The organism is Mesorhizobium sp. P160927 (assembly GCF_057766385.1).
This window is the reverse complement of record NZ_JBYMDW010000001.1, coordinates 619,470-640,206: the sequence shown is the minus strand read 5'-3', so window position 1 is coordinate 640,206 and position 20,737 is coordinate 619,470. Positions and strand designations below refer to the sequence as shown.

At 63.8% G+C, this 20,737-nt stretch carries 23 protein-coding genes; 19 read left to right on the top strand and 4 right to left on the bottom strand.

Translation table 11 applies throughout. The annotated features are described in order from the left end of the window. Position 1: 1 nt before the first annotated feature. On the top strand, positions 2–622 hold the full coding sequence (locus AC3CB8_RS03230) for a pyridoxamine 5'-phosphate oxidase family protein (RefSeq protein ID WP_352563941.1): 621 nt from the start codon (positions 2–4) through the stop codon (positions 620–622). Between the two features lie 36 nt (positions 623–658). Continuing rightward, positions 659–1,198, top strand: a complete 540-nt coding sequence (locus AC3CB8_RS03225; protein WP_352563942.1) for an NADPH-dependent FMN reductase — start codon at positions 659–661, stop codon at positions 1,196–1,198. 73 nt (positions 1,199–1,271) lie between these two features. On the opposite strand, the gene AC3CB8_RS03220 is transcribed toward AC3CB8_RS03225, so the two are convergent. After that, positions 1,272–1,700, bottom strand: a complete 429-nt coding sequence (locus tag AC3CB8_RS03220) for a GNAT family N-acetyltransferase (RefSeq protein WP_023775435.1) — start codon at positions 1,698–1,700, stop codon at positions 1,272–1,274. 213 nt (positions 1,701–1,913) lie between these two features. Here AC3CB8_RS03220 and mdh point away from each other — a divergent pair, with 213 nt between their 5' ends. The 12 genes from mdh (at position 1,914) to lpdA (ending at position 13,830) form a co-directional block, all read left to right on the top strand. Then, on the top strand, positions 1,914–2,882 hold the full coding sequence (gene mdh, locus AC3CB8_RS03215) for a malate dehydrogenase (RefSeq protein ID WP_023775434.1): 969 nt from the start codon (positions 1,914–1,916) through the stop codon (positions 2,880–2,882). Positions 2,883–2,930: 48 nt separating this feature from the next. Next, on the top strand, positions 2,931–4,124 hold the full coding sequence (gene sucC / locus AC3CB8_RS03210; protein WP_352563943.1) for an ADP-forming succinate--CoA ligase subunit beta: 1,194 nt from the start codon (positions 2,931–2,933) through the stop codon (positions 4,122–4,124). A 4-nt stretch (positions 4,125–4,128) separates the two neighbouring features. After that, entirely contained in the window at positions 4,129–4,500 is a 372-nt protein-coding gene (locus tag AC3CB8_RS03205; RefSeq protein ID WP_023794779.1) for a cupin domain-containing protein, read from the top strand. Between the two features lie 3 nt (positions 4,501–4,503). Next, complete coding sequence (locus AC3CB8_RS03200; RefSeq protein WP_352563944.1) at positions 4,504–5,001, top strand: DUF1579 family protein; 498 nt, start codon at positions 4,504–4,506, stop codon at positions 4,999–5,001. A gap of 83 nt (positions 5,002–5,084) precedes the next feature. Beyond that, on the top strand, positions 5,085–5,390 hold the full coding sequence (locus tag AC3CB8_RS03195) for a hypothetical protein (protein WP_352563945.1): 306 nt from the start codon (positions 5,085–5,087) through the stop codon (positions 5,388–5,390). After that, positions 5,317–5,733, top strand: coding sequence for a PIN domain-containing protein (locus AC3CB8_RS03190; RefSeq protein WP_352563946.1), 417 nt, complete (start codon positions 5,317–5,319; stop codon positions 5,731–5,733). Before AC3CB8_RS03195 ends, AC3CB8_RS03190 begins: the two co-directional genes overlap by 74 nt. Before the next feature lie 27 nt (positions 5,734–5,760). After that, positions 5,761–6,663, top strand: coding sequence for a succinate--CoA ligase subunit alpha (gene sucD, locus AC3CB8_RS03185; RefSeq protein ID WP_023784122.1), 903 nt, complete (start codon positions 5,761–5,763; stop codon positions 6,661–6,663). Positions 6,664–6,807: 144 nt separating this feature from the next. Continuing rightward, positions 6,808–9,792 carry a 2-oxoglutarate dehydrogenase E1 component gene (locus tag AC3CB8_RS03180; protein WP_352549623.1) on the top strand — a complete coding sequence of 995 codons (2,985 nt, stop codon included), beginning with the start codon at positions 6,808–6,810 and terminating at the stop codon, positions 9,790–9,792. A gap of 32 nt (positions 9,793–9,824) precedes the next feature. After that, entirely contained in the window at positions 9,825–11,102 is a 1,278-nt protein-coding gene (odhB, locus tag AC3CB8_RS03175; protein ID WP_352549625.1) for a 2-oxoglutarate dehydrogenase complex dihydrolipoyllysine-residue succinyltransferase, read from the top strand. 78 nt (positions 11,103–11,180) lie between these two features. Continuing rightward, complete coding sequence (locus AC3CB8_RS03170) at positions 11,181–11,648, top strand: hypothetical protein (protein WP_435053036.1); 468 nt, start codon at positions 11,181–11,183, stop codon at positions 11,646–11,648. Beyond that, positions 11,645–12,400 (top strand): SDR family oxidoreductase, encoded by a 756-nt coding sequence (locus AC3CB8_RS03165; protein WP_352563948.1) that lies wholly within the window; start codon positions 11,645–11,647, stop codon positions 12,398–12,400. Before AC3CB8_RS03170 ends, AC3CB8_RS03165 begins: the two co-directional genes overlap by 4 nt. A gap of 23 nt (positions 12,401–12,423) precedes the next feature. Continuing rightward, positions 12,424–13,830 carry a dihydrolipoyl dehydrogenase gene (lpdA, locus tag AC3CB8_RS03160; RefSeq protein WP_352563949.1) on the top strand — a complete coding sequence of 469 codons (1,407 nt, stop codon included), beginning with the start codon at positions 12,424–12,426 and terminating at the stop codon, positions 13,828–13,830. Between the two features lie 738 nt (positions 13,831–14,568). On the opposite strand, the gene AC3CB8_RS03155 is transcribed toward lpdA, so the two are convergent. Both AC3CB8_RS03155 and AC3CB8_RS03150 read right to left on the bottom strand, forming a co-directional pair. After that, the gene (locus AC3CB8_RS03155; RefSeq protein ID WP_352549631.1) at positions 14,569–15,636 is read right to left on the bottom strand and encodes a TraB/GumN family protein; all 1,068 of its coding nucleotides are present in this window, start codon (positions 15,634–15,636) and stop codon (positions 14,569–14,571) included. Positions 15,637–15,698: 62 nt separating this feature from the next. After that, positions 15,699–16,637, bottom strand: coding sequence for a tyrosine recombinase XerC (locus tag AC3CB8_RS03150; RefSeq protein ID WP_352563950.1), 939 nt, complete (start codon positions 16,635–16,637; stop codon positions 15,699–15,701). Positions 16,638–16,751: 114 nt separating this feature from the next. Between AC3CB8_RS03150 and rimM the strand changes: the two genes are divergently transcribed. Beyond that, entirely contained in the window at positions 16,752–17,351 is a 600-nt protein-coding gene (gene rimM, locus AC3CB8_RS03145; protein ID WP_023771905.1) for a ribosome maturation factor RimM, read from the top strand. Continuing rightward, on the top strand, positions 17,348–18,046 hold the full coding sequence (gene trmD / locus AC3CB8_RS03140; RefSeq protein ID WP_023784130.1) for a tRNA (guanosine(37)-N1)-methyltransferase TrmD: 699 nt from the start codon (positions 17,348–17,350) through the stop codon (positions 18,044–18,046). Before rimM ends, trmD begins: the two co-directional genes overlap by 4 nt. Here trmD and AC3CB8_RS03135 read toward each other — a convergent pair. Continuing rightward, positions 18,028–18,780 carry a sulfite exporter TauE/SafE family protein gene (locus AC3CB8_RS03135; RefSeq protein WP_023784131.1) on the bottom strand — a complete coding sequence of 251 codons (753 nt, stop codon included), beginning with the start codon at positions 18,778–18,780 and terminating at the stop codon, positions 18,028–18,030. The two genes, trmD and AC3CB8_RS03135, sit on opposite strands and share 19 nt — an antisense overlap. Before the next feature lie 337 nt (positions 18,781–19,117). Here AC3CB8_RS03135 and rplS point away from each other — a divergent pair, with 337 nt between their 5' ends. The 3 genes from rplS (at position 19,118) to AC3CB8_RS03120 (ending at position 20,736) form a co-directional block, all read left to right on the top strand. Then, positions 19,118–19,669 carry a 50S ribosomal protein L19 gene (rplS, locus tag AC3CB8_RS03130; protein ID WP_013892267.1) on the top strand — a complete coding sequence of 184 codons (552 nt, stop codon included), beginning with the start codon at positions 19,118–19,120 and terminating at the stop codon, positions 19,667–19,669. A gap of 156 nt (positions 19,670–19,825) precedes the next feature. Beyond that, on the top strand, positions 19,826–20,239 hold the full coding sequence (locus AC3CB8_RS03125; protein WP_023784132.1) for an organic hydroperoxide resistance protein: 414 nt from the start codon (positions 19,826–19,828) through the stop codon (positions 20,237–20,239). Next, on the top strand, positions 20,236–20,736 hold the full coding sequence (locus AC3CB8_RS03120; protein ID WP_352549710.1) for a MarR family winged helix-turn-helix transcriptional regulator: 501 nt from the start codon (positions 20,236–20,238) through the stop codon (positions 20,734–20,736). The genes AC3CB8_RS03125 and AC3CB8_RS03120 overlap by 4 nt, the downstream gene beginning before the upstream one ends. Position 20,737 lies beyond the last annotated feature (1 nt).

Genomic DNA, 20,737 nt, shown 5'->3' with positions numbered 1-20,737 from the left:
CATGGAATTCGTCACCACCCAGGAGGAGCTGCGGACGATCTACAAGACGCCGCGCCCGACCGATGGCTCGATCCGCAAGGAATTGAAGGCGCTCGACGCCCATTGCCGCTCCTTCATCGGCAAGAGCCCATTCGTGCTGATCGGCTCGTCCGACGGCGAAGGCAATGCCGACGTCACCCCGAAAGGCGACAAGCCCGGCTTCGCCGCCATTCTCGACGAGAACACCATCGCCATCCCTGACCGGCCCGGCAACAATCGGCTGGATACTCTTGAAAACATCATCCGCAATCCCTCGGTCGGGCTGCTCTTCCTCATCCCAGGCATGAACGAGACGCTGCGCGTCAATGGCGATGCCCGCATCACCGTCGATGCCACCTTGCGCGAGCGCCTTGCGGTCGACGGCAGGGAGCCGCAAAGCGTCATCGTGGTCGTGGTCAAGGCCGCCTATATGCATTGCGCCAAGGCTTTCATGCGCTCCGATTTGTGGAAGCCCGACAGCTGGCATGATCGCGCCACGCTGCCGACGCTCGGCCAGATCCTGCGCGACCAGCTGGCACTGGCCGATTCGGCCGAGGCGACCGACCGCTGGCTGGACGGCGAGTACAAACAGACGATGTGGTAGGGTTCTCGGCCCCCGATTCGTCTGGACTGGTCCGCCTTGCTCAACCTCATTGCGATATCCGGCAGCCTGCGGGCGGCCTCCACCAATTCGGCCCTCGTCGCGGCACTGGCGCTGAACACGCCAGCGGGCTGTCGCGTCACCGTCTATGACGGGCTTGGCCGGCTGCCGATCTTCAATCCCGACGACGAGGGCGAGCGGACGCCGCGCGACGTCTCCGATCTGATCGAGGCCATCACCCGCGCGGACGGTGTCATCGTCTCCTGTCCCGAATATGCCCATGGCGTTCCTGGCGGGCTGAAGAATGCGCTCGACTGGCTGGTTTCGCGTGACGCCGCCGTCGGGAAGCCCGCGATGCTGGCGCACGCCTCGCCACGCTCGCTCTACGCCCGCGCGGCGCTGGCGGAGATCATGCGGACCATGTCGTTCGCGCTTTGCGACGAGGCCATGCTCGAGGTTTCGCTCCTCGGCAAGAAGCCGGCGGAGGTTAAAAGCATTCTGGGAGAGCCGGCAAACGTGCGGGCAATTCGCGATGGCCTGTCAGCCTTCGCGGCGTTCATCCGCTCGCGTCAAATTTGAGCGGACTCGTGCCAAATCTGAGCGGACGCCGTCGTGTCGTCGTCCTGGAAGGACCGGAGGCGTCGGCCAATCGCTACAGCCGATAAACGTACATCACAAAGGTCTCCGCCTCGTCATGCGCCTCCTTGCGCCCCCCGTAAAGTGCGCGGGCAGGCAGATTGTCCGGCTCGGTGCCGACCCATGCCTCTTCGCAGCCTTGCTCACGGCCGAGCGCGAACATGGCGTCGAGCATTCCGCGCGCGATTCCCTGGCGCTGGAAAGCTGGCGAGACGCCGACCTCGTCGACATAGAGTTCGGGCGCCTTGTCCGGATGGCGGTGCATGATCGCCGCGCATTGGCCGACGACAACGTCCTCGGCCAGGGCCACGATCATGAAATGGCCCGATTGCGCGAGATAGCTGGCAAGGCGATCGGGCCGCACCGGCTCGTCGAACACGTCGTCGGCAATCCGCATCACAAGGGCGTCATCTCCCGGATATAGCCTTCTGATCTCAACCGCCATTGTGTAAATTCTCCCAAGTAGGCTTACAAACTTTGACGTTTACGTAAATCCCGAACACACTAACCGATTGAAAATGCAGGGGTCGAAATAATCGTTTGAATTTATTCCGCACCAGAGCTATTGGGTGCGGGAAATTCGCGGTTCCCCGCAGCGGTCCGGCCTCTTCCTCGACGCCGTGTTGGCGCGTCACAGACAAAGGGAAATCATCCTCACATGGCACGCAACAAGATAGCGCTGATCGGCTCGGGCATGATCGGCGGCACACTCGCCCACATGATCGGTCTCAAGGATCTCGGCGACGTGATCCTGTTCGATATCGCCGAGGGTATCCCGCAAGGCAAGGGCCTCGATATCGCGCAGTCGTCGCCGGTAGATGGTTTCGATTCCCGGCTGACTGGCGTCAACGACTATGCCGGCATCGAGGGCGCCGATGTCTGCATCGTCACCGCCGGCGTCCCGCGCAAGCCGGGCATGAGCCGCGACGACCTGCTGGGCATCAACCTGAAGGTCATGGAGCAGGTTGGCGCAGGGCTGAAGAAGTACGCGCCGAAGGCCTTCGTCATCTGCATTACCAATCCCCTCGACGCCATGGTGTGGGCGCTGCAGAAGTTTTCGGGCTTGCCCAAGACCCATGTCGTCGGCATGGCCGGCGTGCTCGACAGCGCGCGCTTCCGCTACTTCCTGGCCGAGGAATTCAAGGTTTCGGTCGAGGACGTCACCGCCTTCGTGCTCGGCGGCCACGGGGATTCCATGGTGCCGATGATCCGCTATTCCACGGTGTCGGGCATTCCGCTTCCCGACCTGATCAAGATGGGCTGGACCTCGAAGGAAAAGCTCGACCAGATCGTGCAGCGCACCCGCGACGGCGGCGCCGAGATCGTCGGTCTTCTGAAGACCGGCTCGGCCTATTACGCGCCGGCGGCCTCGGCTATCCAGATGGCCGAATCCTACCTCAAGGACAAGAAGCGCGTGCTGCCTTGCGCAGCACACCTCTCCGGTCAGTATGGCGTCAAGGGTACCTATGTCGGCGTGCCCGTGGTGATCGGCGCCGGCGGTGTCGAGCGCGTCATCGAGATCGACCTCAACAAGGCCGAGCAGAAGATGTTCGAGGCATCGGTGGCGACCGTGCAGGGCCTGACCGAGGCCTGCGTCAAGATCGCGCCGCAGCTCGCCTCGAAGTAACCCCGCCCAAACGTCACCCCGGCAAAACGACCCTGGAGATAGTTCCCGATGAACATCCATGAATATCAAGGCAAGGCGCTGCTGAAGAGCTTTGGCGCGCCGGTGGCCGAAGGCGTGCCGGTTTTCAAGGCAAGCGAGGCGGAAGCCGCGGCACAAGCGCTGCCCGGCCCGCTCTATGTGGTCAAGAGCCAGATCCATGCCGGCGGCCGCGGCAAAGGCAAATTCAAGGAGCTCGGCCCCGATGCCAAGGGCGGCGTGCGGCTGGCGAAGTCGGTGGCCGAGGTCGTTGCCAACGCCAACGAGATGCTCGGCCACACGCTGGTGACCAAGCAGACCGGCCCGGCCGGCAAGCAGGTCAACCGCCTCTATATCGAGGACGGCGCCGACATCGAGCGCGAACTCTATCTCTCCATTCTGGTCGACCGCTCGGTCGGCCGGATCGCCTTTGTCGTCTCGACCGAGGGCGGCATGGACATCGAGGGCGTCGCGCACGACACGCCGGAAAAGATCATCACCGTCGCCATCGATCCGGAAAAGGGCGTTACGGCTGAGGACGTCAAGGCGCTCAACGACGCGCTGAAGCTCGAAGGCGAAGCGGCCAAGGATGGTGGCACACTGTTCCCGATCCTCTACAAGGCCTTTGTCGAAAAGGACATGAGCCTGCTCGAGGTCAACCCGTTGATCGTGATGAAGAACGGCCGCCTGCGCGTGCTCGACGCGAAAGTGTCGTTCGACAACAACGCGCTGTTTCGCCACCCCGATGTGCTCGAACTGCGCGATACCACCGAGGAAGACGAGAAGGAGATCGAGGCGTCGAAATACGACCTCGCCTATGTCGCGCTCGACGGCAATATCGGCTGCATGGTCAACGGCGCCGGCCTTGCCATGGCGACGATGGACATCATCAAGCTCTATGGCGCCGAGCCCGCCAACTTCCTCGATGTCGGCGGCGGCGCGTCCAAGGAGAAGGTGACGGCGGCGTTCAAGATCATCACCAGGGATCCGGCGGTCAAGGGCATCTTGATCAACATTTTCGGCGGCATCATGAAGTGCGACATCATCGCCGAGGGCGTGATCGCCGCGGTCAAGGAAGTTGGGCTCAAGGTGCCGCTGGTCGTGCGCCTGGAAGGCACCAATGCCGAGCTCGGCAAGAAGATCATCAACGACAGCGGCCTGAACGTGGTTTCGGCCGACGATCTTGACGATGCGGCCAAGAAGATCGTGGCGGCGGTGAAGGGCTGATCCGGTGCCTCCACGCAAGATAAACCTGGTTGAGGCGGCGGATCAGAAGATCACCGCGGTCTTCGATCCGCATATCGCCGGCGACATCAATGACAGCCAGGCCAAGGTCGCCAAGTTCGGCGAGGTCTTCGACTGGCACGCGCATGACAATGAGGACGAAGCTTTTCTCGTGCTGCGCGGCAGGATCGCCATCGATTTCCGCGACGGGCCGATCGAGCTCGGCGAGGGCGACTTCATCGTCGTGCCGCGGGGCGTCGAGCATCGCCCGCGTTCGCTGACATCGGAGCCGGTGGTTCTGATGTTCGAACCGGCGACGACACTCAACACCGGCAATGCCAAGAGCGGCCTGACGGTCACCGATCTGAAGCGGCTCTGACCGATGAACGCGGCCTCCTTCTCCTCGCTCTCTGACGGTCACCAGCGCTTGCAGGCGCTGGTCGGCGCGTGGCGCGGCGAGGAAGAGGTCTCCGACACGCAATGGGCCGATGGCGGCCCAGCGACGTCCGAAGTGCTGGCGCAGGCTGAGTTCGGCGGCCAGTTCGTGGTGCAGCGCTATCGCCAGCGCCGCGACGGTACGATCTCGTTCGGGTCGCACTGCGTGTTCGGCTTCGACCAGCAGAACGGCCTCGTCACCATGCATCAGTTCGATTCGATGGGCTTTGTGCCGGTGTCGCCGGCGACAGGCACCTGGGACGGCAACACACTGACGCTGCTGCGCTCATCGTCGCGCGGAGCCGCACGCGTGACTTACGATTTCGATGGCGGTGACAGCTATCGCATGCGGTTGGAGTTTCAGCCGATCGGCAGCGATGCCTGGCAAGACATGGTGAGCGGCCTCTACCGGCGCGTTTTGCCTTCCGAGTTGAGGGAAGGCTGATCGATGGAGATGGTGCGCAAGGCCGTTGAAGAATTACACATAATCACACATATTATGGCTGTGTATTTATGTGGAGACGCGCGATGAAGAACGTCACCCTGGCCATGGACGAGGCTCTGCTCGAAAAGGCGCGAGGCCTTGCCGAGCGCCGCAAGACGACGCTCAACGCCCTCGTTCGTTCCCTGCTCGCGCACGAGGTCGAGCAGGAAGACCGGATTGCCTGGGCCAAGGCGGGAATGAGGCGGCTCATGGACGAGGCCGCGAAACGGAGCGATAGCGCCGACACCCCTTACAAGTGGGATCGAAGGGACGCCTATGCCGACCGGGAAGATCGATTGCTTTCTCGACACGAACGTCCTGATCTACGCGGCTTCGGAGAAGAATCGTGATCCGCGCCGCGCGCCAATCGCTGAAGAGCTGGTATCGAGCACTGTCTTTGGCGTGTCGGGCCAGACTTTGGCCGAATTCACCGCAGTGGCGCGCGGGAAATCCCTACTTGGCGATGATCTGCTCGATCAGTGGCTGGTCCTCCTCGGCACCTGCCCGTTGGTACCTGTCGATGAAAGCTATGTTCGCGCGGGACTGGACCTCGCGCGACGTTACGGAATTCACTACTACGACGCCGCGCTTCTCGCAGCGGCCGGGTATCTCGGCGCGCCGATTTTCTATACCGAAAACCTCAACCACAACCAGGTTTATGGCTCGGTCCGAGCCGTCAATCCTTTCTTGTAATCGCTGAATTCAGAGGCGTAATCACCCATGTCCATTCTCGTCGACAAGAACACCAAGGTGCTGGTGCAAGGCCTGACCGGCAAGACCGGTACGTTCCATACCGAGCAGGCGCTGGCCTATCACGGAACAAAGATGGTCGGCGGCATCCATCCCAAGAAAGGTGGCGAGACCTGGACCGGCTCGAAGGGCGAGAGCCTGCCGATCTTCGCCACCGTCGCCGAAGGCAAGGAAAAGACAGGCGCCAACGCCTCCGTCATCTACGTGCCGCCGGCGGGCGCCGCGGAAGCCATCATCGAGGCGATCGAGGCGGAGATCCCGCTGATCGTCTGCATCACCGAAGGCATTCCGGTGATGGACATGATCAAGGTCAAGGCGCGGCTCGATCGCTCGGCCTCGCGACTGATCGGACCGAACTGCCCGGGCGTGCTTACCCCTGACGAATGCAAGATCGGCATCATGCCCGGGAACATCTTCCGCAAGGGCTCGGTCGGCGTTGTTTCGCGCTCGGGAACACTTACCTATGAGGCTGTGTTCCAAACCACCAATGTCGGCCTCGGCCAGACCACTGCCGTCGGCATCGGCGGAGACCCCGTCAAGGGCACCGAGTTCATCGACATGCTCGAGATGTTCCTGGCCGATGATGAGACCAAGTCGATCATCATGATCGGCGAGATCGGCGGTTCGGCCGAGGAAGACGCCGCGCAGTTTCTCAAGGACGAAGCCAAGCGTGGTCGCAAGAAGCCGATGGCCGGCTTCATCGCCGGGCGCACCGCGCCGGCGGGCCGCACCATGGGCCATGCCGGCGCGGTCATCTCCGGCGGCAAGGGCGGCGCGGAAGACAAGATCGCGGCGATGGAATCGGCCGGGATAAAAGTCTCGCCGTCGCCGGCACGGCTGGGCACGACGCTGGTCGAGGCGATCAAGGGTTAAGGCAGTAGTGAGTAGCAGGTAGTCAGTAGTGAAGAAGGGAAGAACGGGTGAGTAGCAGCTGAGCCGAAAATTCCATTTTCCACTCACTACCGGCTACTCACTATTCCCTCGAAAGGAGACGGAGCCAGGCTCCGCTGAAACGACATGGCAAGACAAGATCAGGCCAACGACCAATTTTCGCTTACCTCTTTCCTCTATGGCGGCAATGCCGATTACATCGACGCGCTCTACGCGGCGTATGAGGACGATCCCGCCTCGGTCAATCCCGAGTGGCAGGAGTTCTTCGCCGGGCTGAAGGACGATGCCGGCGATGTGCGCAGGAACGCCAAGGGCGCTTCGTGGGCGAAACCTTCCTGGCCGCTGCAGGCCAATGGCGAGCTGGTGTCGGCGCTGGACGGCAATTGGGGCATCGTCGAGAAGCACCTGGAAAAGAAGGTCAAGGACAAGGCCGTCACCAACGGTGTCGTGCTGTCCGACGCCGATGTGCACCAGGCGACACGCGATTCCGTGCGCGCCATCATGATGATCCGCGCCTTCCGCATGCGCGGCCATCTGCACGCCAATCTCGATCCGCTCGGCATCAACACGCTCGAGGATTACAACGAACTGTCGCCGGAGAATTACGGCTTCACCGAAGCCGACTACGACCGGCCGATCTTCCTCGACAATGTGCTAGGGCTCGAATTCGGCAGCATCCGGCAGATGCTGGAGATTCTCACCCGCACCTATTGTTCGACGCTCGGCGTCGAGTTCATGCATATTTCCGATCCCGAGGAAAAGGCCTGGATCCAGGCGCGTATCGAGGGCGCCGACAAGGAGATCTCGTTCACCGCCACCGGCAAGAAGGCGATCCTGCAGAAGCTGGTCGAGGCGGAAGGCTTCGAGCAGTTCATCGACGTCAAGTACAAGGGCACCAAGCGCTTCGGTCTCGACGGCGGTGAATCGCTGATCCCGGCGCTGGAGCAGATCGTCAAGCGCGGCGGCCAGCTCGGCATGAAGGAGATCGTGCTCGGCATGGCACATCGCGGCCGCCTCAATGTGCTTTCTCAGGTTATGGCCAAGCCGCACCGAGCCATCTTCCACGAATTCAAGGGCGGCTCGGCGGCTCCCGACGAGGTCGAGGGCTCGGGCGACGTGAAGTACCATCTCGGTGCCTCGTCGGACCGCGAGTTCGACGGCAACAAGGTTCACTTGTCGCTGACGGCGAACCCTTCGCACCTGGAGATCGTCGATCCCGTGGTGATGGGCAAGGCGCGCGCCAAGCAGGATTCCCTGTTCGGCCGCGGCCGCGAGGAGATCGTGCCGCTGGAAGAGCGGGCCAAGGTGCTGCCGCTCTTGCTGCATGGCGACGCCGCCTTCGCCGGCCAGGGCGTGATCGCCGAGATCCTCGGCCTGTCGGGCCTGCGTGGCCACCGCGTCGCGGGCACGCTGCACTTCATCATCAACAACCAGATCGGCTTCACCACCAATCCGCGCTTCTCGCGCTCATCGCCCTATCCGTCCGATGTCGCCAAGATGATCGAGGCGCCGATCTTTCACGTCAATGGTGACGATCCGGAGGCTGTGGTGCACGCCACCAAGGTGGCGATCGAGTTCCGCATGAAATTCCACAAGCCGGTGGTCGTGGACATGTTCTGCTACCGCCGCTTCGGCCACAATGAGGGCGACGAGCCGGCCTTCACCCAGCCGCTGATGTACAGCAACATCCGCACCCACAAGACGACAGTGCAGATCTATGGCGATCGCCTGATCACCGAAGGGCACATCACCCAGGCCGAGCTCGATCAGATGAAGGCCGACTGGCGCGCGCATCTGGAAGCCGAATGGGAAGTCGGCCAGCACTACAAGCCAAACAAGGCCGACTGGCTCGACGGCGCCTGGTCAGGCCTGCGCACGGCCGACAACCAGGACGAGACAAGGCGCGGCAAGACCGCGGTACCGGTCAAGACACTGAAGGAAATCGGCAAGAAGCTGACCGAGGTGCCGAAGGGTTTCGAAGCGCACAAGACGATCATCCGCTTCCTCGAAAACCGGCGCCAGGCGATCGAGTCCGGTGAAGGCATCGACTGGTCGACGGCCGAGGCGCTGGCTTTCGGCGCGATCCTGCTCGATGGCAATCCGATCCGGCTTTCTGGCCAGGATTCCGAGCGCGGCACCTTCTCGCAGCGCCATTCCGTGCTTTACGACCAGCGCGACGAGACCCGCTACATCCCGCTCAACAATCTGTCGGCGGCGCAGGCCGGTTACGAAGTCATCAACTCGATGCTGTCGGAAGAAGCGGTGCTGGGCTTCGAATATGGCTACAGCCTGGCCGAGCCGAAGGCGCTGACGCTGTGGGAGGCGCAGTTCGGCGACTTCGCCAACGGAGCCCAGGTGGTGTTCGACCAGTTCATCTCGTCGGGCGAACGCAAGTGGCTCAGAATGTCTGGCCTCGTCTGCCTGCTGCCGCATGGCTATGAAGGCCAGGGCCCGGAACATTCTTCCGCCCGGCTGGAGCGCTTCCTGCAGCTCTGCGCCGAAGACAATATGCAAGTCGCCAACTGCACGACGCCGGCCAACTACTTCCACATCTTGCGCCGGCAGCTGAAGCGCGACTTCCGCAAGCCGCTGATCCTGATGACGCCGAAGTCGCTGCTGCGCCACAAGCGGGCGGTGTCGACGCTGCCGGAAATCTCGGGCGAAAGCTCGTTCCACCGGCTGCTGTGGGACGATGCCCAGCTGTTGCCCAACCAGGCGATCAAGCTGACCAAGGATTCCAAGATCCGCCGTGTCGTGCTGTGCTCGGGCAAGGTCTATTACGACCTCTATGAGGAGCGCGAGAAGCGCGGCATCAACGACATCTATTTGCTGCGCGTCGAACAGCTCTATCCGTTCCCGGCCAAGGCGCTGATCACCGAGCTGTCACGCTTCCGCAACGCCGAGATGGTGTGGTGCCAGGAGGAGCCCAAGAACATGGGTGCCTGGTCGTTCATCGATCCGTATCTGGAATGGGTGCTGGCGCATATCGACGCCAAGCATCAGCGGGTGCGCTACACCGGCCGTCCGGCGGCCGCGTCGCCGGCTACCGGGCTGATGTCGAAGCACCTCGCCCAGCTCGCCGCCTTGCTCGAAGACGCGCTCGGCGAATAAGCAGAACAGAACCGAAAGAACGGACAGGCACAATGGCTACCGAAATCCGCGTTCCCACACTCGGCGAATCCGTCACCGAAGCGACCGTCGGCAAATGGTTCAAGAAGGTCGGCGATGCCATTGCCGCGGACGAGCCGCTGGTCGAGCTCGAGACCGACAAGGTGACGATAGAGGTGCCCGCCGCCGCCGCCGGGACGCTCGGTGAGATTACAGTTGGGGAAGGCGAGACGGTCGGCGTCGGCGCCCTGCTCGGGTCGATTTCGGCCGGTGGCGCGGCTGGTCCCGCGACCAAGCCGCAAGCGGTCGCGCAGGCGTCCAGCCCTGACGCGGCATCCACCACCAAGCAGGCCGCGGCCGAGACCGCCAAGGTTGCCGGCGATGCCGGACCGGTCGAGCCGCGCACCATGCCGCCGGCGCCGGCGGCGGCAAAATTGATCGCCGAGAACAATCTGTCGGTCGACCAGCTCTCCGGCTCGGGCAAGCGGGGCCAGGTGCTGAAGGGCGACGTGCTGGATGCCATCTCCAAGGGTGCGCCGTCGCAGCCGGCCGAGACGCCAAAGGCAGCGCCGGCACCGATCGCGGTTCGGGCGCCGTCGTCGGGCGACGATGCATCGCGCGAGGAGCGCGTGCGCATGACCAAGCTGCGCCAGACCATCGCGCGCCGCCTGAAGGAGGCGCAGTCTACCGCCGCCATGCTGACCACCTTCAACGAAGTCGACATGTCGGCGGTGATGGCGCTCAGGACCAAGTACAAGGACGTTTTCGAGAAGAAGCACGGCGTGAAGCTCGGTTTCATGGGCTTCTTCACCAAGGCCGTCACCCACGCGCTGAAGGAAATCCCCTCGGTCAATGCCGAGATCGACGGCACCGATATCATCTTCAAGAACTATGCCCATATCGGTGTCGCGGTCGGCACCGAAAAGGGTCTCGTGGTTCCGGTCGTGCGCGATGCCGACCAGATGTCGATCGCCGAGATCGAGAAGGATATCGGCCGGCTGGGCATCGCCGCGCGCGACGGCAAGCTGTCGGTCGCCGACATGCAGGGCGGCACCTTCACCATCTCCAATGGTGGCGTCTACGGGTCGCTGATGTCGACGCCCATCCTCAATGCGCCGCAGTCGGGCATTCTCGGCATGCACAAGATCCAGGACCGGCCGGTCGTGGTCGGCGGCCAGATCGTGATCCGGCCGATGATGTATCTGGCGCTCAGCTACGATCACCGCATCGTCGACGGCAAGGAAGCCGTGACCTTCCTGGTGCGGGTCAAGGAAAGCCTGGAGGATCCGGAACGGCTGGTGCTCGATCTCTGAGGCGGTCGGATGGCGGCTTGCGGCAAAGAGCGGCCAATGATGGCCCGTTTGCTTGGAGCCACCAAACCGGTTGTGTTGATGGCCGGTATCGTGATGGCTACCGCAGCCGCCCAGGCCGCCTGTCCAATCGAGCTTGCCGTCTATGGCGACGTCCAGAGTGGCGGCGAGATCGATTTTACTCCGACCGGCACATCGGCTGTTGTCACCAACACGTTCCGGCTGATCCTCGACAACAATGTGGTGCTGAACGGCATCGTCATGTGGACCGCGGATGTTGCGCGGCCGAACGGCGCGCTGATGTACAAGTGCCCGGAAGGCGACGTGACCGGCGAGGAGCTTGCCGCCTGCACGCTGTGGAACGGCGTCATCTACACGTCCGACGACAAGGGCACTGTCGGGCTTTTGCCGGCCGAGGGTGTCGAGGCGCCGAAGACGCTGATCCTGCCCGATCTCGGGCCGGTGCTTAGGCAATCCCGGGCGTATGGCGGCGGCGGATTTTCGAAAGTGCCATCCGATGTGTTCGCGATGAAGGGATGCCAGGAATGAGCGCGACGCAAAAAGTGCTGCTGGTCACCGGCGGCGGCCGCGGCATCGGCGCCGCCATCTGCCGACTGGGATCGGAGGCGGGCTATCGCGTCGCGGTCAATTATGCCTCCAACAAGGCCGCCGCCGATGCGCTGGTCGCCGAGATCAGGAACGGCGGCGGCGAAGCCGTTGCCGTCAGGGGCGATGTCGGCAAGGAAACCGATATCGTGGCCATGTTCGGCGCCGTCGACCGCGCCTTTGGCCGCTTCGACGCCTTCGTCAACAATGCCGGCATCGTCGACGTCAAGGCGCGCGTCGACGAGATGGATGTTTCGCGGCTGGAACGCATGATGCGCATCAATGTCATCGGCTCGTTCCTGTGCGCCCGCGAGGCGGTCAAGCGCATGTCGACGCGGCATGGCGGGTCGGGCGGTGCGATCGTCAACATCTCGTCGGCGGCGGCGACGCTAGGCTCGCCGGGCGAATATGTCGACTATGCCGCCTCCAAGGGCGCCATCGACACCTTCACCATCGGGCTTGCCCGCGAAGTGGCGCTGGAAGGCATTCGCGTCAATGCGGTGCGGCCGGGCATCATCGACACCGACATCCACGCCTCCGGAGGCCAGCCGGACCGGATAGAGCGGTTCCGCGATCTGCTGCCGATGAAAAGGGCGGGCACGGCGGATGAAGTCGCCGGTGCGGTCCTCTATCTTTTATCCGATGCCGCGTCCTATACGACGGGCGCGATCCTGAATGTCAGCGGCGGCCGCTGAACCCCAAGCAAAGGGAAACAAACATGGCTTATGACGTGGTTATCATCGGCTCCGGACCGGGCGGCTATGTCTGCGCCATCAAGGCGTCACAGCTTGGGCTGAAGGTCGCGGTGGTCGAAAAGAACGCGACCTTCGGCGGCACCTGCCTCAACATCGGCTGCATCCCGTCCAAGGCGCTGCTTTATGCATCGGAAATGTTCGCCGAGGCCGGCCATTCCTTCGACACGCTCGGCGTCGAAATTCCGGCACCCAAGCTGAACCTGAAGAAAATGATGGCGCACAAGGATGCGACGGTGTCGTCCAACGTCAATGGCGTCGCCTTCCTGTTCAAGAAAAACAAGATCGATGCCTTCCGCGGCACCGGCAAGGTGGTCGCCGCAGGCAAGGTCTCGGTGACCGGCGAGGACGGCAAGGTCGAGGAGATCGAGACCAAGAACATCGTCATCGCCACCGGGTCCGATGTCGCCGGCATTCCCGGCGTCAAGGTCGACTTCGACGAGACGGTCATAGTTTCGTCGACGGGCGCTCTGTCTTTGGAGAAGGTGCCGGGCCATCTGGTGGTAGTCGGCGGCGGTGTCATCGGCCTCGAGCTCGGCTCGGTCTGGGCACGGCTCGGCGCCAAGGTCACTGTGGTCGAGTTCCTCGACACCATTTTGGGCGGCATGGACGGCGAGGTGTCGAAACAGTTCCAGCGGCTGCTCTCCAAGCAGGGCTTCGAGTTCAAGCTCGGCGCCAAGGTGACCGGCGTCGCCAAGGCCAAGAAGGGCGCGACCGTTACCTTCGAGCCCGTCAAGGGTGGCGCGGTCGAGACCATCGAGGCCGATGCCGTGCTGATCTCGACGGGACGCCGCGCCTTTTCGGACAGCCTCGGGCTGAAGGAAGCCGGCGTCGAGGTCGACGAGCGCGGCCGGGTCAAGACCGACGGGCATCTCAGGACCAGTGTTCCCGGAATCTACGCCATCGGCGACGTCATCGCCGGGCCGATGCTGGCGCACAAGGCCGAGGACGAGGGCGTGGCCGTGGCCGAGACCATCGCCGGCCAGGCCGGCCATGTGAACTATGACGTCATTCCGAGCGTCGTCTACACCAGTCCGGAGATCGCGTCGGTCGGCAAGACCGAGGAAGAGCTGAAGAAGGCCGGCATCGACTACAAGGTCGGCAAATTCCCCTTCACCGCCAACGGCCGCGCGCGCGCCATGCTGCATACCGACGGTTTCGTGAAGATCCTGGCCGACAAGACAAGCGACCGCGTGCTCGGCGTCCATATCGTCGGCTTCGGCGCCGGTGAGATGATCCATGAGGCGGCGGTGCTGATGGAGTTCGGCGGCTCGTCGGAAGATCTGGCCCGCACCTGCCACGCCCATCCAACGATGTCGGAAGCGGTGAAGGAAGCGGCGCTGGCCACCTTCTTCAAGCCGATCCACATCTAAGGGTGCCCAACGCTTGGTCATACTATGGCGGAACAAGGAGCGAAGCGACGCGGCGTAGACCATAGGCTCCATGCCGTGACTTCAGAGCGCTCCTGCGGTGCGGAATTCTGGTCCGCTGCATTCCTCGGCCGAGGTCGCGGCATGCATCCTCGGGTCAAGCCCGAGGATGACGAACGCGCGGGGGTGGCTTGGCGCCAAAGACCCCCCAACGGTCATCACCCAAAACAAAACGGCCCGCCTTTCAGCGGGCCGTTCGCTTTTGATTCGAGCCGATCAGTTGGCCGGCGCAGGCGCTGGTGCGGGAGCCGGCGCTGGTGCAGGAGCCGGGGCGGGCGCTGGTGCAGGAGCCGGGGCGGGCGCGGGAGCTGGCTTGGCCGGTTCGGCGGGCTTCATCGGTTCAGCCGGCGCGGGCGCCGGAGCCGGTGTGCTGGCCGCTGGCGGTTCGGCGGGTGCCGGGTGCTCGCCACTTCTTCCGAAAACATAATACGCGACAATCGCCAGGATGACGACGACCAGTGCAATCAGCCAGGGGCTGCCGCCACCGCCGCTCGGCCGAGGGGCATTGGTGGTAGAATTGTACGGATCGTTTGGATTTGGTGTGTTCGCCATAAATGTGTCCTCCGGGAAAATGAAAAAGGTCAATCAACATCCATCAACGCGCAACCGTTGAATGGGTTTCACTCTAGCGGAGGAAAACGCCGGAAACGCGGCGTTTGCGGGCCTCCGCTGCCGTCCGACTCAATTGACGGCGGTGACAGTATAGCCGGCTTTGCGGAAATCCTCGACCAGTCCCTCTGGACCGGGCAGATGCAGCGCGCCGACCGCCATGAAGGCGTTGCCCTTGGCCAGGATCGGCTCGGCATGATCGACCATCACCTTGTTGCGGCTGGTGATCATGGTTTCCTCGAAGGCGGCGTAGCCCGCGGGGTCGTCCTGCTCCTCGGGCATGGCGGCGCGGAACAGCGGCCAGAACATGCCGGTGTCGCCACGCTGGTAAAGCACGATCATGGTCTCGTTGATGTCGTTGACCTTGTCGCCCAGCTTCAGCGTGTCGACCAGACCCTTCATGTGAAAGGCGAGCGGCAGCGAAGCCATGGCGCGCAGCTGGCTCTCGGCCGTTTCCAATCCTTCCACCGGCTTGCCGGCCGCCTTGGCGCTCTCCGCCAGCTTCACGTCGAGCACCGGCGCGCCGCTGGACTGGCGGGCGAGCTCGCAAGCCGGAAGCGCCATCATGGCCGACAGCATCCACGGCTTCATCTTGGCGACTGTCGCCGGGGGGATGCCGCGCGCGTCGAGCGCGGCGTTCATGGCCGCCGCTTCGTCCGGCGACAGCAGTGACGAAAGCGTCGTGGAGTCGGTGAACATCATCAGGTCCGGCTCCTTCAGCATCGCCGTCATCATCTTCTGCTTGTCGAGCACGTCGGTGGTCTCGATGATGAGGGTGCCGGCTGCATCGAAGGCCTTCTGCGCATAGGCCGGCAGCGTGGTGACGCGCGGATCGGTCATGTGCATGGTGCCGAACAGGTAGGATGGCTGTTCGCCTGACTTTTCCAGCTTCCAGAGCAGCCCCTTGCCGTTCAGCGTGGCAGCCGCCTCGGCCTCGATTTTGCCGTAGGTGGCAGGGTTGTTCTTCTGCAAGGCGGACAGCATGTCGGCGCCGGTACAGGTCGGAATTTCCGCGTGCGCCCTGCCGACGGCGAACAGCAGGACAGCAAGGAAGGACAGGAAAAACAGCACGTTGAGCGCCACAAGCAGTTTCAGCGAGACGGAAGCCGCACGGTCGGCGATGGCAATGACACGTTTCATGGTCCCATTCCTAGGACTGAAAAGCGGCAAAACCGTTAATCGGGAGGGCAAAATTGAAGGGTTCATGCCCTGGGATGGGCCGATTCGTAAATTTCGAGCAGCCTTGCGGTGTCGACGCCGGTATAGATCTGCGTCGTTGACAGGCTGGCGTGGCCCAGGAGTTCCTGGATGGTGCGCAGATCGCCGCCTCGGCCGAGCAGATGGGTGGCGAAGGAATGGCGCAAGGCATGCGGCGTCGCCGTCTCCGGCAGGTTGAGCGCCGAACGCAGCTTCGCCATGTCACGCTGGATGATGGCCGGGTTGAGCGGGCCGCCGCGCGCGCCGCGAAACAGCAGGCCCTTCGGATCGAGATGATAGGGGCAGAGCCGGCGGTATTCGCCGATCGCCCTGCGCGCCACCGGCAGTACCGGCACCAGCCGTGTCTTGCCGCCCTTGCCGGTGACGCGCAGGACGGTGTCGGCTTCCGACGCCAGGTCGGCGGCGGCGAGGCCAAGCGCTTCCGAAATGCGCAGGCCCGAGCCGTAAAGCAGCGTCAGCACGGCGGCGTTGCGGGCGGCGATCCAGGGTTCTTCCGCCAGTTGCCCCTCGACGGAGACCACGTGCCTGGCATCGCTCGCCGTCAGGGGCTTGGGCAGCGATTTGGGCTGGCGTGGCGCTCGCAAGGCCGCGGCACCAGCCGCATTGGCGAGGCCGCGCCGCTCAAGGAACCGCAGCAGTGAACGAATGCCGGCCAGGCCACGGCCAAGCGTGCGGGCGCCGGCGCCGGCATGGCGGCGGGCGGCGAGGAAGCCGCGCAGGTCGGCCGGGCGCAGGTCGGCGATATCTGAAATGCCAGGCGGTCCGCCGATATGGCCGGTGAGGAAGTGCAGGAACTGGCGTGAATCGCGCTCATACGCCTCGACGGTTGCCGGCGAGAGCCGGCGTTCGCGCGCCAGCATCTTCAGCCAGCTTTCGCGCGCGGCCTGGAGATCGGCTTTTGCCGGTATGAGGAATTCCTGCATGGGGCCTGTTCCGGTTCGCCACCATTTTCCGGCAGCCGGGTTAGGAAGCGGTGAAGAGCCCGTTATTGAAATGACCGCGAGGCGGCGCTAGAGCAGGACAAAGGATTTTCGCCCATGAGCAAGCCGCAGAACCCCGTCCAGATGGCCGTAATCGGCGCCGCGCACGGCATCAAGGGCGAACTCAGGGTGAAAACGTTCACCGGCGAGCCAATGGCGCTGGCGGATTATGGGCCGCTCTACGCCAGGGATGGACGAGCCTTTCAGATAACCGACATAAGGCCTGCCAACACCGTTGTCGTGGTGCGGTTCAAGGGTGTCAGCGACCGCAATGCGGCCGAGGCGCTCGCCGGCACGGAGCTGTTCGTTGATCGCTCGATGCTGCCCGACGATGGCGAGGAGGACGAATTCTACCATGCCGACCTGATCGGGCTGGAGATCCGGGATGATACCGGCGCCGCCATCGGCAAGGTTGTCGCGGTGCACAATTTCGGCGGCGGCGACATTCTCGATGTGACGCTCGCCGGGCGCAAAGGTGTGCTGATCCCGTTCACGCAAGCCGCCGTGCCTGCCGTGTCGGTCGCCGAGGGCTTTGTCCGCGTCGACCCGGTGGCGGCTGGACTGGTCGAGGACGAGGACGGCGAGGCGTCGCGCGAGGAGGATTTCGACCCCAAGGGCCGGCCGCGCGGACCGCGCGACGCCGGGGGCAACCGGTGAGTTTTGCCGCGTCGGTGCTGACGCTCTATCCCGAAATGTTTCCGGGCGCGCTTGGCCTGTCGCTGGCCGGGCGGGCGCTGGAGGCGGGCACATGGTCGCTGGATGCTATACAGATCCGCGACTTCGCCGCCGACAAGCACCGCACCGTCGATGACACGCCGGCCGGCGGCGGCGCCGGCATGGTGATGCGCGCCGATGTCCTGGCGAAGGCGATCGACCATGCCTCGCCGGAGGGCGATTTGCGTCCGCGCCTGCTGATGAGCCCTCGCGGCAAACCACTGACGCAGGCTCGCGTGCGCGAACTCGCCGCCGGGCCCGGTGCCGTCATCCTGTGCGGCCGCTTCGAAGGCGTCGATCAGCGAGTGATCGATGCGCGGGGACTGGAGGAAGTCTCGATCGGCGATTTCATCCTGTCCGGTGGCGAGCCGGCGGCGCTGGTGCTGCTCGACGCCGTGGTGCGGCTGTTGCCCGGGGTGATGGGCAATGCGGTCTCCGGGGACGAAGAGAGTTTCGAAAACGGCCTGCTCGAACATCCGCACTACACGCGACCGCAGGAATTCGAGGGCCGGGAGATTCCCGAAGTGCTGATCTCCGGCAATCACAAGAAGATCGCCGCGTGGCGCCGAGCGCAGTCGGAGACGCTGACGAAAGAGCGGCGACCCGATCTGTTCGGCGATCAGCCTTTGCTGAAGTAGTAAAAAGCCAGAAACAGGCCGACGGCGATGACGAAGCCGCGCACCACGTTCTGCGGTACGCGCTTGGCGATCCAGACGCCGGCATAGCCGCCCAGCGCGCCGCCCGGGATCATGACGATCGCCTCCGGCCAGGCGACGACGCCGCCGGAGACGAAGACGATGATGGCGACCGCCGCGATGACCACGGCCAGCATGTTCTTCAGCGCGTTCAGCCGATGGTAGTCGCCGGCCTGGGTCAGGCCGAGGGTGGCCAGCATCATCACGCCCATGCCGGCGCCGAAGAAGCCGCCATAGATGGCGGTGACGAATTGCGCCAGCGAGCCGGCGAGCGAGCCGACAGCCGCTTCGTGTCCGGGTTTCGGCGCCGGCTTCAGCCAAGGCCCGGCGGCAAACAGTGCCGTCGCGCCCAAAAGCAGCCACGGCACCAAGACGCGAAAGGACGGATTGTCGAGCGCCAGCAGGATCAGGGCGCCGGCTAGCGCGCCGACGGCCGAGATCAGGCAGAGCAGCAGCGCGCCACGCCAGAAGTGCCTGATGTCGGCCCAGTAGGCGAGGGTCGAGGTGATATAGCCGGGGAACTGGGTCACCGAGGAGGTGGCGTTGGCCACGATCGGGGGGACGCCGACCAGTGTCATGGCGCCGAAGGTGATGAAGGTGCCGCCGCCGGCGACCGCATTGGCGGCGCCTGACAGAAAGCCCGCCAGGAAGAGCAGGATGGCGTCGAAGACAGACATGATGGCCGCCGTGAAGAAGTGTGCTATTCTGGCTTAGGAAGCTTGGTGGACAGACGCAACCCGGCACGGCAGGATTAAGATGGTGCCATGCTGGGAGCCATGCCGGCAAAAAATGCACGGGCAAGGCGTGACAAAGCGCCGAAATAGCTGTATGTGCCCGCCCGTACCGGCAAGAACAAATCTGCCGGACCCGTCAACAATGACGGTGTAGTCGCCCCTGTCCGATGCCTGGGAGACAAATGTCTTGGAGACAAAGGACATAGCCGAGCGGTCAATGGAACTGCAAGGCGAGCGTAGGGCGCTCTGACTGTCGGAAGAACAAGAAGTGGATTTTTAGATGGATCTCATCCGTCAGCTCGAGGCCGAACAGGCCGCCAAGATCGAAGCCAAGCGCAAGCTTCCCGAATTCCAGCCCGGCGACACCGTGCGCGTCCAGGTCCGCGTGACCGAAGGCACCCGCACCCGCGTCCAGGCTTATGAGGGCGTCGTCATCGCCCGCGCCGGTTCCGGCTTCCAGGAAAATTTCACCGTCCGCAAGATCTCCTACGGCGAAGGCGTCGAGCGCGTGTTCCCCGTCTACTCGCCGATGGTCGAAGGCGTCGAGATCGTGCGCCGCGGCAAGGTGCGTCGCGCCAAGCTCTATTACCTGCGCGATCGTCGCGGCAAGTCGGCCCGTATCTCGGAAAACACCGGCGTGCGCGCCCGCAAGCTCAATGATGAGGAGCGCGACGCGCTGAACGCCGAGAAGGCGCGCATCGAGGCCGAGAAGGTCGCAGCCGCCCAGGCGCTGGCCGCCGAGACGGCAGCCAAGGAAGCCGCCGAGAAGAAGGCGGCCGCCGAGGCTGAAGCAGCCGCCAAGGCTGCCGCCGAAGCGACCCCGGCCGAATAAGGGTTCGACGAAGAATTTGAAAAAGGCGGCTTCGGCCGCCTTTTTTCGTTTCACCGAATTGTGAACGGGTTCAGCCATCGGAGATGGCGGCGGCAATTGACGCCGAATCATATTGTGTACTAAATAATTGTACACAATTTAATTGGAGTATGGAAGATGGCACTCTACACCACACAGGCCCAGGTGACGGGCGGTCGCGCCGGCCATGGCGAAACCAGCGACGGCCTGCTCAAGGTCGATCTGGCGATGCCCAAGGAACTCGGCGGACCGGGTGGCGCGACCAATCCCGAACAGCTCTTCGCTATCGGCTATGCCGCCTGCTTCGAAAGCGCGATCCGCTTTGTCGCGCGCAAGCAGAAGCTGCCGCTCGAAGATGCCGCGGTAGCGGCCACCGTCAGCCTGCTTCCCAATGGCGAGGGCTTCAAGCTCGGCGTCGCGTTGGCAGCGGAGACGAAAGGGCTTGATCAGGCGACGGCGGAAGCGCTTGTATCGGCAGCGCATCAGGTTTGCCCCTATTCGAATGCCATCAGGGGCAATATCGAGGTGGCGCTTTCGGTAAAGGCGGCATGACGACAAAGGTCGAAACGAAAGCCAGAGAAGCCCCGGCGGAGGCCGCCGGGGCGCACCCAGTGCCACGGCTCGATCAACAGCTCTGTTTCGCGCTCTATTCGGCGAGCGGACTAATGACCAAGCTCTACCGGCCGTTGCTCGATCCGCTCGGCCTGACCTATCCGCAATATCTGGTGATGCTGGCGCTGTGGGAACGCGCGCCGAGCACCGTGGGCGACCTTGGCGAAGCGCTCGGCCTGGATTCAGCGACGCTGACGCCGCTGCTCAAGCGAATGGAAGCGGGCGGCCTCGTCACCCGCCGGCGCGATGCCGTCGACGAGCGCCGGGTGCTGGTCGAGCCGACGGCCAAGGGCCAGGCGCTGCGCGCGAACATGAAGGATGTGCAGGCGGCGCTCGATTGCGGCATGCCGCTGGAGCGGGCTGAGCTCAAAACCCTTCACGGCACGCTCACCCGCCTTGTCGCGGGATTGCGCGAAGCCGCGACCGAGCAAGATTGAT